This is a genomic window from Mycobacterium sp., assembly GCF_049683935.1.
In the GTDB taxonomy this organism is placed as follows: Bacteria; Actinomycetota; Actinomycetes; order Mycobacteriales; family Mycobacteriaceae; genus Mycobacterium.
Genome location: NZ_JBAUJR010000389.1, coordinates 1 through 14,768, shown reverse-complemented (window position 1 = coordinate 14,768; position 14,768 = coordinate 1). Strand labels below are relative to the sequence as shown.

General features: G+C 67.8%; 2 protein-coding genes. Both read left to right on the top strand.

The features are described 5' to 3' along the window. Window positions 1–2,159 (top strand): condensation domain-containing protein (locus tag WA965_RS22370; protein WP_526448087.1); only part of this gene is annotated, 2,159 nt, incomplete at its 5' end. Then, window positions 2,149–14,768: amino acid adenylation domain-containing protein (locus WA965_RS22365; protein WP_526448086.1), on the top strand; the 12,620-nt coding region annotated here is incomplete at its 3' end. The genes WA965_RS22370 and WA965_RS22365, both read left to right, overlap by 11 nt.

The window sequence follows — 14,768 nt, the reverse complement described above, 5'->3', positions numbered from 1 at the left end:
CTCACGCACCGGCGGTGGTCGAATTGGCCGACGCATGGAAGCAGGTTGCGGCCGCTGACGCCGTGCTGCCCCCACCCAGAACACAACTCGACACGTACGCCAGCGCCGGACAGCTGACAGTGTCCCTGGACACCGACACCACGCGCTCCCTTCTCGGCGACGTACCGGCGGCGTTCCACGTCGGTGTTCAGGACATCCTCCTCATCGCATATGCGCTGGCGTGGGCTGAGTTCCTCTGCTCGACCAGCACGACGGCGATCGGCATCGACGTCGAGGGCCATGGCCGCGAGGGAGACTTCGCCGAGGGGATCGATCTGTCCGGCACGGTCGGATGGTTCACCACCAGGTACCCGGTGGCGTTATCCACCGCCGCGCTCCGATGGGCCCAGGTCAAGGCGGGTGACAGCGCACTCGGAGCAGTACTGAACGACGCCAAGGAACAACTCCGCGCGCTGCCTGCCGGACTGACCTATGGGCTGCTGCGCTATCTCAACACCGACGTCGATCTGTCCGCACCCGAGCCGACCATCGGATTCAACTACCTCGGGCGTCTCCATGCGGGCGCCGACACATCGGAGAGCACATGGCGGATCGACAAGGAGGGCCTGTCGGTCGCCGACATCGCCGGCGCCGTATCCATGCCGCTGTCACACACTGCCGAACTCACGGCTGCCACCGTCGACACCGGCGGCGGCCCGCGGATGCGCGCCACCTGGACCTGGGCGCCGTCAGCGCTCGATGAGGTTCAGGTGAGCCATCTCAGTGAGCTGTGGTTCGAGGCCCTCGCCGGCATCTGCGCCCACGTCGCAAAGGGCGGCGGCGGGCTGACCCCCTCCGACATCGCACCCGCGCGACTCACTCAGCAGCAGATCGATCAGCTGTCGGAGCTGGAACGGGTGGCCGACATCCTGCCGCTGACCCCCATGCAACAGGGACTGCTCTTCCACGCGAGCACCACTCCCGAGGAACACGATGACCTCTATGCCATGCAGCTGGACATCACCCTCACCGGCGATCTGGAGTCCGACCGCCTGCGCACGGCAGTGAACACCGTCGTGAACCGCCACCCCAACCTGGCGGCACGGTTCTTCTCACAATTCGACCAACCGGTGCAGGTCATCCCGATTAGCCCCGAGACCCCCTGGCAGTACCTCGAACCCGACTTCATCAACGGTGACGTGCAGTCGCGATTCCAGGAGATGTGTGCTCACGAACGCGCCGCGGTCTGCGACCTGACCCGAGCAGCGCCATTTCGCGCCGCACTGTTCCGAGTCGCGCCGGATCGGCACCGATTCGTGCTGACCAATCACCACATCGTGCTCGACGGATGGTCGCTGCCGATCCTGGCGCGCGAGATCTTCGCCAGTTACTACGGCGAACACCTGCCCGCGGCCCCGTCCTACCGCCGGTTCGTCAGCTGGCTCGCCGATCGTGACCTCGGAGCGGCCCACGCGGCGTGGCGAGACGTGCTGGCTGACTTCACAACTCCGACACTGGTCGGCTCTCCGGAACGTTCCGGGCCGGGCACCCGCAGTGTCGTGCGGTTCCAGGTGCCCGAGGATGTCACCCGCGCGGTGAGCGAGCTCGCGCGCTCGTGCCACACCACCGTCAACACTGTGTTGCAGGGCGCATGGGCACAGATGCTCATCTGGCTGACCGGCCAGCACGACGTGGTCTTCGGCACCGCTGTCTCGGGCCGACCGACGGAGCTGGCGGGAGCTGAGACGATGGTGGGTCTGCTGATCAACACAGTGCCGGTGCGGGCGCGCATCACTCCCGCCACCACCGTGACCGACCTACTCGGCCAACTGCACAGCACCCACAACCACACACTGGACCACCAGCACCTGGCCCTCAGCGAAATCCACCGTCTCACCGGTCACGACCAACTCTTCGACACCCTCTTCGTATTCGAGAACTACCCGATGGACGGCGCCGCGATGCTGAGCACCAACGGCCTGGCCGTGACCGAGATCGCCGGGCGGGAACACAACCACTATCCGCTGGCGATGATCGCGCACCCCGGTAGGGAGATCGGGGTTCGCGTCGAGTTCGACACCGCCACTGTTGATTCCGTGAAGATCAGTAAGCTCGGCAAGCGGTTCACCCGGGTCCTCGAAGCGATGGCCCGCGATGCGGGAGGGTGTCATGACCGCTGAATCGACGCGGCGGGTCCTCTCGATCGACCTCTTGGACGACGACGAACACACCGACCTCGACGAGTGGGGCAACCGTGCAGTGCTGAACCGGACCGCGACTCCGGTCTCGATCACGGCATCGTTCGCCGCGCAGGTCGCCCGTACCCCCGAGGCTGCGGCTGTGACGTGCGGACCCGGCACGCTCACCTATCGCCGACTCGACGAGATGTCCAACCGATTCGCCCATCTGCTGACGGAGCAGGGAGCGGGTCCGGGATCTGTCGTCGCACTGTTGGTTCCGCGCTCTGCAGAGGCGATCGTAGCGATCCTCGCGATACTCAAAACCGGAGCGGCCTACCTGCCCATCGATCCGGCGGTGCCCGCCGCGCGGATCGAGTTCCTCATCGCCGACGCCGTGCCGGTGGCCGCAGTCACCACCGCGGACTTCGTCGACCGCTTGAACAGGTACGACGTGGCGGTCATCAGCGTCGACGACGCCCTGATCGACAGCCACGACAACTCCGCCCTCCCCGGCCCCGCACCCGACGACGTCGCTCACCTCATCTACACCTCGGGCACCACCGGTGTCCCGAAAGGCGTTGCCACCAGCCATCACAACGTGACCCGGTTGTTCGACGCCATTGATGTCGGCCTGGCCATGGGCCCGGGACAGGTATGGACCCAGTGTCATTCATACGCCTTCGACTTCTCGGTCTGGGAGATCTGGGGCGCGCTCCTGCGCGGTGGGCGTCTGCTGGTCGTGCCCGAGTCGGTGGCCCGCTCCCCCGGGGACCTGCACGCGCTGCTGGTCGGCGAGGCCGTCACGGTGCTGAGCCAGACTCCGTCGGCAGTGACCGCACTGTCGCCCGAGGGACTGGGATCGATGGCGTTGATGGTGGCTGGTGAAGCCTGTCCGCCGGAGGTGGTTGATCGCTGGGCACCGGGGCGAGTGATGGTGAACGGTTATGGCCCCACCGAGATCACGGTGTATGCCACGATCAGTGCACCGCTGGCCCCGGGGGGCGGCGTGCCGATCGGCGTGCCGGTTCCCGGGGCGGCACTGTTCGTGCTCGACGCGTGGTTGCGCCCGGTCGCTGCCGGGGTGGTCGGCGAACTGTACGTCGCCGGCCGGGGCGTGGGAATCGGGTACTGGCGCCGAACCGGCCTGACCGCAGCACGATTCGTGGCGTGCCCCTTCGGCGGCGAAGGCGGGCGGATGTACCGCACCGGGGATCTGGTGCGGTGGGGCACCGACGGTCAACTCCAGTACCTCGGACGCGCCGACGAACAGGTCAAGATCCGGGGCTATCGGATCGAACTCGGCGAAGTGCGCGCAGCACTGGCCGGACTGGACGGAGTGGACCACGCGGTTGTCATCCTCCGGGAGGACCGTCCCGGCGACAAGCGACTGGTCGGCTACATCACCGAGACACGTCCGGGCGCCGTCGATCCTGTCGACTACCGAAGAGTGTTGGCCGATCGCCTGCCGCCCTACTTGGTGCCCGCGGCAGTGGTGGTCCTGCAGTCGCTGCCTGTCACGATCAACGGCAAGCTCGACACCCGCGCCCTACCGCCGCCCGAATACCAGGACGTCGAGCGCTACCGCGCCCCGGACACCCCGGTGGAGGAGATCCTGGCCGGGATCTACGCCCGGGTGCTGGGGAACGACCGCGTGGGGGTGGACGACTCGTTCTTCGACCTCGGCGGCGACAGCATCCTCGCGATGAGGATGGTCGCGGCGATCAACACCGCGCTGGACGCCGACCTGCCGGTGCGCGTGCTGTTCGACGCGCCCACGGTTGCCGAGCTGGCACCGCGCATCGGGGAGTGTTCCTCTCGGCGTGGGAAGTTGGTGGCGCTCGAACGCCCGCAGGTCATTCCCCTGTCGTTCGCCCAGAGTCGATTGTGGTTCCTCGACCAGTTGCAGGGCCCCTCACCGGTCTACAACATGTCGGTCGCACTGAGACTGAGCGGCACGCTCGACGTCGACGCACTCGGTGCGGCGTTCGGTGACCTCCTGGCCCGACACGAATCGTTGCGTACCCTGTTCCCCGACGTCGATGGCGTACCGCACCAGCAGGTGTGCAACGCCGACGAGGTGGACCTCGGTTGGGACATCGTCGACGCGACCGGTTGGTCCGCGGACACCCTTGATGAGGCCATCGCCGCGGCGGCGCGTCACCCGTTCGATCTCGCGAACGAGATCCCGCTGCGAGCAACACTTTTCCGCAGTGCTGTCGACGAGCACGTCCTCGTCGGCGTCGTTCATCACATCGCCGCCGACGGTTGGTCGCTGGCCCCGCTCACGCGTGACCTCAGTTCCGCGTACGCCGGCCGCCACGCCGGCCGCGCGCCGGGGTGGACCGACCTGACCGTGCAGTATTCCGATTACACATTGTGGCAGCGTGCCCGGTTCGGCGATCTCGACGACAGCGAGAGTCCCATCGGCGCGCAGCTGGCGTACTGGCAGGACACGCTGGCGGGTATACCCGAGCGGTTGCAGCTTCCCACCGATCGGCCCTACCCGGCCGTGGCCGATCAGCGCGGCGCCACCCTGACAGTGGACTGGCCCGCCGCACTGCAGGAACGGGTCCGCAATGTCGCCGCCGAGTACAACGCGACCAGCTTCATGGTCGTCCAGGCCGCACTTGCGGTGCTGCTGTCGGAGGTCAGCGCGAGCAATGATGTGGTGGTGGGGTTCCCGATGGCCGGGCGGACCGACCCGGCCCTCGACGACCTCGTCGGGTTCTTCGTCAACATGTTGGTGTTGCGTGTCGACCTGACCGGCGATCCGCGCCTCGCGGAGCTGTTGGCCCAGGTGCGTCGGCGCAGCCTCGCCGCGTACGAGCATCAGGACGTGCCGTTCGAAGTCCTCGTCGACCGACTCAACCCGAGCCGCAGCCTGAGCCATCATCCACTCGTCCAGGTCGCACTGGCCTGGAACAACTCAGCGTTCGGCGACGACAGCGACCCAGCCTCCGGGCTGACCCTGGGCGCTTTGGACGTGACGCGGATACCGATCGAATCACGGACCGCCCGAATGGATCTGGTGTTCTCGCTGGCCGAACGCTGGTCCGCTGACGGAAAGCCCGCCGGGATCGGCGGCACCGTGGAGTTCCGCACCGACGTGTTCGATCCCGCTACCGTCGCGACACTCGTCAACCGCCTGCGGCGGGTGCTGGTGTCGCTGACCACCGACCCTGAGCAGCGGCTGTCGTCGTTGAACGTACTCGATCGTGATGAGCGCGCCCGCCTGGATGATCTCGGCAACCGTGATGCTCTCACCGCGCCGGCGGTGGCATCGGTATCCATTCCGGGAATGTTCGCCGAGCACGCGGCCCGGTCCCCCGGCGCCATCGCACTGACCTGCGACGGCCATGACATGACCTACCGGGAACTCGACACAGCGTCGAACCGGTTGGCGAACCTGCTGGTTGCCCACGGTGCCGCCCCGGGAACGACTGCAGCACTGTTGTTCACCCGGTCGGCAGAGGCGGTCGTAGCGATACTCGCGGTGCTCAAGACCGGCGCCGCCTACCTGCCGATCGATCCCGCTGTGCCCGCGGCGCGGATCGAGTTCGTGATCGCCGACGCTGCGCCGATCGTCGTTCTCACCACGGCGGCGCTGCGGTCCCGCGTGGACGGCTGCGGCCTGCGGGTTGTCGATGTCGACGATCCCGGCGTCGAAAGCCAACCCGAAACACCGCTGCCGGCACCGGCCCCCGAGGACATCGCGTATCTGATCTACACCTCCGGCACCACCGGGGTGCCCAAAGGCGTTGCGGTCAGTCATCACAACGTCACCCAACTGCTGCGGGTGCTCGATGCCGGGCTGCCGTATCCGGGGGTGTGGCCGCACAGCCACACCTTGGCCTTCGACGTTTCGGTGTGGGAGATCTTCGGCGCGCTGCTGCGCGGTGGGCGGGTGGTGGTGGTGCCCGAGTCAGTGGCCGACTCCGCGGACGATCTGCAGGCCCTGCTGGTCAGCGAGCGAGTGACGGTGATGACGCGGACCCCGTCTGCGATGGTGGCGCTCTCGACGCAGGGGCTGGAAGCCGCTGCCCTGGTGGTCGTCGGTGAGGCATGCCCGCCCGAAATCGTCGACCACTGGGCGCCCGGCCGCGTCATGATCAACGCCTACGGCCCCACCGAGACCACGATGTGCGTGGCCATCAGCGCGCCACTGACCCCGGGGGCGGGGGTGCCGATCGGCTCGCCGGTGCCGGGCGCGGCTCTGTTCGTCCTGGACCAATGGCTGCGGCGAGTGCCCGCCGGATCGGTGGGCGAACTGTATGTGGCCGGGGCCGGACTGGCCTACGGGTACGTGGGCCGGACCGGCTTGACCGCGTCGCGGTTCGTGGCGTGCCCGTTCGGCGGACCCCGAGCGCGGATGTATCGCACCGGGGATCTGGCGCGTTGGCGCGCCGACGGACAACTGGAGTACCTCGGCCGCGCCGACGAACAGGTCAAGATCCGCGGCTACCGCATCGAACTCGGCGAGGTCCAGACTGCACTGGCAGCACTCGACGGCGTCGACCATGCGGTCGTCATCGCGCGCGAAGACCGGCCCGGCGACAAACGCCTCGTCGGATATGTGACTGAAACACATTCCTGGACAGTTGATCCCGCTGTCATGCGGTCCGGGCTGGCCGAGCGGCTCCCTTCCTACCTGGTGCCTGCCGCGATCGTGGTACTGGACGCGCTGCCACTGACCCCCAACGGCAAACTCGACACCCGTGCCCTGCCTGCACCGGAGTACCGGGATACCACGCACTATCGTGCGCCCGCGTCCGCCGTCGAGATGATCCTCGCCGATGTCTACGCCGAAGTGCTCGGGCTGGACCGCGTCGGAGTGGACGACTCGTTCTTCGATCTGGGCGGTGACTCGATCCTGTCGATGCAGGTGGTGGCCCGGGCCCGGGCGGCAGGTGTGAGGTGCCGACCGCGTGACGTCTTCGTCGAGCAGACCGTGGCCCGCCTGGCGATGGTCGCCGAGGCCGCCGACACCGTGACCGGCCCGGCCGACGACGGCACCGGAGCGGTGATTTCGACACCGATCATGCGTTGGCTGCAGGCCATCGACGGACCCACCGGGGAGTTCAACCAGACCGTGGTACTGGAGGCGCCCAGTGGTGTCGTCCGGTCCGACGTCGTCGCGGTTCTGCAGGCGCTGCTGGACCGGCACCCGATGCTGCGCCTGCGCGTCGACCCCGTCGACTCGTCACTGCACGTTCCCGAAGCCGGGGCCATCGATGCCGACCGGTGCCTGTACACGACGAACGCGCTGTCCGACGAGGCAGTGGTGACGACGAGGTCCCGGCTTGATCCCACCGCGGGAACGATGCTCGCCGCGCTGTGGGTGCCCTCCGGCGGCCAACTCGTGCTGATTGTGCACCACCTGGCCGTCGACGCAGTTTCCTGGCGAATTCTGTTGGAGGACATCAACATCGCCTGGGCCCAACACCACGGCGGGCAAGTCATCGAGCTGCCGGCACCGGGAACGTCGTTCACGCGGTGGGCGTCATTGCTCGCCGGGCATGCCCAGAAGCCCGCGACCGTCCGCCACGCCGCCGCCTGGCAAGAGGTGGTCGCCGTCCCAGCGGTACTGCCCGCGCCGGAATCCGACACCTACGCCGACGCCGGACGACTCTCGTCGTCGCTGGACACCGACACCACGCGCTTGCTGTTGAGCGACGTGCCCGCAGCATTTCATGCGGGGATCCACGACATCCTGTTGATCGCCCTGGGATTGGCGTGTGCGGAGTTCCTCGGTGCCGGTCGCGCTGCGATCGGGATCGACGTCGAGGGTCATGGCCGCGACGAAGAACTCGCCGACGATGCCGACCTGAGCCGGACCGTCGGCTGGTTCACCGTGAAATATCCGGTGTCGCTGACCGTCGGTGGGCTGCGCTGGTCCCAGGTGGTCGCCGGTGACGCCCCGCTCGGACCAGTCGTCAAGAATGCCAAAGAACAACTCCGCGCAACGCCTCCCGGACTGACCTACGGACTGCTGCGGTACCTGAATGACAGCGTGGACCTCGCCGGGCCCGACCCGACGATCGGCTTCAACTATCTGGGCCGGCTGGCCGCTGCCGGGATGTCCCACCACCTGTGGCGGGTCAGCCAGGACGGGGTGTCCATCGCGGGTGTCGCAGGCGCCGTGCCGATGCCGTTGCCGCACACCGTGGATCTCAATGCCGTCACCGTCGACGCCGGCGCAGGCGCGCAGTTGCGCGCCACGTGGACGTGGGCGTCGTCGGTGCTCGATTGCGCACAGGTCTCCCGACTCAACCAACTCTGGCTCGACGCACTGACCGGGATCTGCACTCACGTCGCCCACGGCGGCGGCGGTCTGACACCGTCGGACATCGCGCCGGCCCGCCTCACCCAACAGCAGATCGACGAACTGGGAGACCAGTTCCGCCACACCGATATCCTGCCGTTGACCCCGATGCAGCACGGCCTGCTCTTTCACACGTATACCGCACAGACCGACGACGACCTTTATGCCATGCAACTGGACGTCACCGTCGCCGGGCCGCTCGAGCCGGAGCGCCTGCGCGACGCGATGAACACGGTGGTCGGCCGACATCCGCACCTGACCGCCCGCTTCTCCGCCCAATTCGGCCAGCCCGTGCAGATCATCCCGGCGGATCCCCGGGCGGCGTGGCGGTATGTGAACCTGGAAGCCGACGGCGTCGATGACGTCGATGCAATGCTCCGCCGGATATGCGCTGACGAACGCGCCGCGGTCTGCGACCTGGACCATCCACCGGCGGTCCGAGCGGCCCTGCTTCGCACCGCCACCGACGAGCACCACTGCGTGCTGACCTTTCATCACATCGTGATGGACGGCTGGTCACTGCCGATCCTGCTGCACGAATTGTTCGCGAGCTATCACCGGCAGCGGCTACCCGCGGCCGGGTCGTTCCGCCGATATGTCACCTGGTTGGCCGAGCAGGATGTCGACGCCGCCCGCACCGCCTGGTGCGAGCTGATGGCGGGCTTCGACAGCCCCACGCTGATCGGACCACCCGGTGCGTGCGGCCCGCGAGGTGTCGAAAGTGTCCGCGTCCCAGAGGAAACCACCCGAGCTCTGACCGAGCTGGCTCGCAGTTGTCACACCACCGTAAACACCGTGCTGCAGGCCGGGTGGGCGCATCTGTTGATGTGGATGACCGGCCGGTGTGATGTCGCGTTCGGCACTGCGGTGTCCGGCAGGCCCCCGGAGTTGGCGGGAGCCGAATCGATGGTGGGCCTGCTGATCAACACCGTCCCGGTCCGTGCGCGCACGACACCGGCGACAACCTCCGCGGACCTGCTGGGACAACTTCAGAACGCCCACAATCAGACCGTCGAGCACCAGCACCTGCCGCTCACCGAGATCCACCGCATCGCCGGCCATGACCAACTCTTCGACACCCTCTTCGTCTACGAGAACTATCCCGTCGACGTCACCGCATTGAACGGCACCGACGAGTTGACCGTCACCGAGGTCAACACCCGGGAGCGCAACCACTACCCGCTGACGTTGCAGGCGATGCCGGGTCCGCAGATGAGTTTGCGCCTCGAGTTCGACGCCGACCTGTTCGGACCCGCCGACATCACCCGGCTCATCGGGCGGTTCCAGCGGGTGCTGGCGGCCATGAGCGCCGAGCCCGACCGTCCGCTGTCGTCGATGGATCTTCTCGACGACGACGAGCACACCCGGCTCGACGAGTTCGGCAACCGGACGGTGCTCACCAGGGCGGCCACGCCGGTGGCGGTTCCGGTGTTGTTCGCCGCACAGGTGGCCCGCACCCCCGGGGCAGCGGCACTGGTGTGCGGTGAGCGCTCATGGACCTACCGCGAGCTCGATGAGGCGTCGAATCGGTTGGCCCATCGGCTCACCGATCACGGAGCGGGCCCGGGACAGAGTGTGGCTCTGCTGTTCTCGCGTTCCGCCGAGGCGATCGTGGCGATCCTCGCCGTGCTCAAGACCGGGGCGGCGTACCTGCCGATCGACCCGGGGCACCCACCGGCCCGGGTCAGGTTCATGGTCGACGATGCCTCGCCGGTGACGGCGGTGACGACCGCGGCGCTGGTCGATCGACTGCAGGGGTGTGAGCTGACCGTCGTCGACGTCGACGATCCAGATATCGCAGACCTGTCCGACAGCGCGATGGCCGCGCCCGCCCCCGACGACGTGGCGCACATCATCTACACCTCGGGCACCACCGGCGTACCCAAAGGTGTTGCGGTCACCCAGTACAACGTGGCCCAACTATTCGATTCGCTCGACGCCGGTGTGGAGTTGACGCCGGGACAGGTGTGGACCCAGTTCCACTCCTACGCGTTCGACTTCTCGGTGTGGGAGATCTGGGGTGCGCTGCTGTCCGGTGGACGTCTGGTGATCGTCCCCGAAGCGGTGGCTCATGCGCCCGAGGACTTCCGCGCTCTGCTGATCCGTGAGCAGGTCAGCGTGCTGACCCAGACCCCCTCAGCGGTGCGCACGCTCTCGCCACAGGGTCTGGAGTCGGCTGCGTTGGTGATAGGCGCCGAAGCGTGCCCCGCGGAGTTCGTCGATCGGTGGGCCCCCGGTCGCACGATGATCAACGTCTACGGGCCCACCGAAACCACGATGTGGCTGGCCAAGAGCGCACCGCTGACAGCCGGTTCCGGTGCCCCGCCGATCGGGTCGCCGACGACCGGAGCGGCATTCTTTGTGCTGGACGCCTATCTGCGACCGGTTCCACCCGGGGTGGTCGGCGAGTTGTATCTGGGCGGACGAGGTGTGGGGGTCGGATACTGGCGCCGGAGCGGCCTGACGTCGTCCCGGTTCGTGGCTTGCCCGTTCGGCGGAACCGGGGCGCGAATGTACCGAACCGGCGATCTGGTGCGTTGGCGCGGCGACGGGCAGCTGCACTATCTCGGGCGGGCCGACGAACAGGTCAAGATCCGGGGCTATCGCATCGAACTCGGCGAGATCCAGGCCGCCCTGACCGAACGACCCGGCGTGGCCGAGGCCGTGGTCGTCGCGCGCGAGGACCATCCCGGCGACAGACGCCTCGTCGGCTATGTCACGGGCACAGCGGATCCGGCCGAGCTTCGCGAGGCGCTGGGCCGGCGCCTGCCGCCGTACATGGTGCCGGCAGCGGTGGTGGTCGTCGACACATTGCCGATGACCGTGAACGGCAAACTCGACACCCGCGCCCTACCCGCGCCCGAATACCGGGAAGCCGATCGCTACCGCGCCCCGGCGGACACGGTCGAGGAGCTCCTGGCCGGCATCTACGCCCAGGCGCTGGGACTCGAGCGGGTCGGAGTCGACGACTCGTTCTTCGATCTGGGCGGGGATTCGTTGTCCGCGATGCGGCTGGTGTCCGCCGTCAACACCAGCATGAACACCGACCTGTCGGTGCGCACCCTGTTCGACGCGCCCACCGTGGCCCGATTGGCGACGCAGATCAGCGGGGGCACCGGCCAGGGCGAGCTGTTGGTCGCAGGCGCGCGGCCTGCGGTCATCCCGTTGTCCTTCGCGCAGAGCCGGTTGTGGTTCCTCGACCAATTGTCAGGCCCGTCAACGGTGTACAACATGGCAGTGGTGTTGCGACTGCGCGGGCACCTCGACGCTGATGCGCTGGGAACCGCCCTCACAGACGTCGTGAACCGCCACGAGAGCCTGCGCACGCGGTTCACCGCGCCCGACGGAATCCCCCGGCAGCTGATCGTTGCCGCCGAGCGGGGCGACTTCGGTTGGGATGTCGTCGACGCTACCGGCTGGCCATCGACCCGGCTGGATGAGGCCATCGCCGGGACGGCATGCCACACCTTTGATCTGACCAGCCAGATCCCGTTGCGGGCGAAGCTCTTCCGAGTCGACGCGGACGAACACGTGCTTGCGGGGGTGATCCACCACATCGCCGCCGATGGATCGTCTATCGCCCCCCTGGTGGCCGACCTGGGGACGGCGTACACGGACCGGTGTGCGGGACGCACTCCCGGGTGGGAGAAGTTGCCGGTGCAGTACGTCGACTACACGCTGTGGCAGCGCACGCAGTTCGGCGACATCGACGACGCGCAGAGCCGGATCGCGGCGCAACTGGCGTACTGGCAGGATGCGTTGTCCGGGATGCCCGAACGTCTCCAGCTTCCCACCGACCGGCCGTACCCGCCGGTGGCTGATCAGCGCGGCGCGAGCGTCACGGTCAATTGGCCGGCCGAACTGCATCAGCGGGTCCGCGATTCGGCGACCGCACACAGCGCCACCAGTTTCATGGTGGTGCAGGCGGCATTGGCCGTGCTGTTGTCCCGCTTGAGCGCGAGTTCTGATGTGGCAGTGGGATTCCCGATAGCCGGGCGCCGCGACCCCGCACTCGAACGATTGGTCGGCTTTTTTGTCAACACCCTGGTGCTGCGGGTCGACCTGACCGGCGATCCCACCGTCGCCGAGGTGATCGAGCAGGTACGTCGACGCAGCCTGAGCGCCTACGAACACCAGGACATTCCCTTCGAGCTCCTCGTGGAACGACTCAACCCCACCCGGAGCATGACCCATCACCCGCTGGTTCAGGTGCTGCTGGCCTGGCAAAACCTTCCCGGACACGTCGGCGACCCGGCGGCCGGATTGTCGCTGGGCGATCTCCGGGTCACCCAGATACCGATGGACACCCACACTGCCCGCACCGACCTGTCGGTATCACTGTCGGAGCGCTTCGCCGCAGACGGTTCGCCGGCGGGGATCTGGGGTGCGGTCGAATACCGCACCGACGTGTTCGACGCCGAAACCGTCGCCTCGATGGTCGAGCGCCTGCGGCTGATGCTGGTCGCCCTGACCGCCGACGCACAGCGGCGACTGTCCTCGATCGATGTGCTCGGCGTGGGCGAGCACGCCCGGCTCGACGAGATGGGCAACCGGGCAGTGTTGACCACACCGGAGCCGACGCCGGTCTCGGTGCCGGCTTTGTTCACGCAGCAGGTGCGGCAAGCCCCCGATGCGGTGGCGGTGACGTTCGACGGCCGATCCCTCACCCGATGTGAAGTCGACGATGCCGCAGACAGATTGGCCCGTTGGCTGCACACTCACGGCGCAGGTCCGGGACAGGTGGTGGCTCTGCTGTTCACTCGCTCGGCGCAGGCGGTCGTGTCGATGCTGGCGGTGCTCAAAACCGGCGCGGCCTATCTGGCGATCGACCCTGGCCTGCCCGCGGACCGCATGGGATTCATGTTCGCCGATGCCGCACCGATCGCCGTGCTCACCACCTCGGGGCTGCGGTCACTGGTCCGGGAGTTCGATGTGGCGGTTCTCGATGTCGACGATGTCGACGATGAGCGACCTGCTCCCCCGCAGTCGGCGCCGATCCCCGACGACCTCGCGTACCTGATCTACACCTCGGGCACCACCGGGATTCCGAAGGCGGTGGCGATCACCCACCGAAATCTCACAGCTCACCTGGCGGGGTCACTGCCAGCTGGTCTGCCGGCCGATCAGGTCTGGACCCAGTGCCATTCGTACGCGTTCGACTTCTCGGTGTGGGAGATCTGGGCCGCGCTGTTGGCCGGCGGGCGTCTGGTGGTGGTTCCCGAGGAGGTGGTGAGGTCGCCAGAAGATCTTCACCCCTTGCTGATTCGCGAGCAAGTCACTGTTCTCACCCAGACACCCTCGGCGGTGACTGCGCTGTCATCTCGGGGTCTGGAGTCGGTCGCGGTGCTGCTGGGCGGGGAGGCGTGCCCGGCCGGGGTCGTCGACCAGTGGGCGCCGGGGCGGGTGTTGATCAACGCCTACGGCCCGACGGAGATCACGGTGTACGCCTCGATGAGTGCGGCGCTGAAACCTGGTTCGGGGGCGGCGCCGATCGGAGCGCCCGTGCCGACCGCGGCGGCATTCGTTCTCGACGAGTGGCTGCGGCCGGTGCCCGTCGGGGTGGTCGGCGAGTTGTACGTCGCCGGCCGCGGCGTCGGCGTCGGATACTGGCGCCGCGGCGGATTGACCGCATCCCGGTTCGTCGCCTGCCCTGCAGGGGCGCCCGGTTCCCGGATGTACCGCACCGGAGATCTGGTGTGCTGGCGCGCCGACGGGCAACTGCAGTACATCGGCCGCGCCGACGACCAGGTCAAGATCCGCGGTTACCGCATCGAACCCGGCGAGATCCAGACTGCGCTCACAGCGCTCGACGGAGTCGACCAAGCGGTGGTCATCGTCCGCGAAGGCCGCCCCGGTGACAAACGACTCGTCGGATACCTCACCGGGACAATCGATGTCGTCAGTGCGCGGGCAGCTCTCACTGCTCGCCTGCCCGGCTACATGGTACCGGCGTTGGTGGTGGTGGAGGCGTTGCCGCTGACCATCGGCGGCAAGCTGGACACCCGCGCTCTGCCGGCGCCGGAGTACCAGAGCGGCGACCACTACCGTGCTCCGACCGACGCGGTCGAGGAACTCCTGGCCGGCATCTACGCCCAGGTGCTCGGTCTCGACCGCGTCGGCGTCGACGAGTCGTTCTTCGACCTCGGCGGCGACAGCATCCTGTCGATGCAAGTGGTGGCGCGCGCCCGCGCCGCCGGGTTGAGCTGCCGGCCACGCGACATCTTCGTCGAGCAGACCGTGGCCCGGCTGGCCCGGGTCGCCACCATCTCCGGCGGGCAGCACGGGCC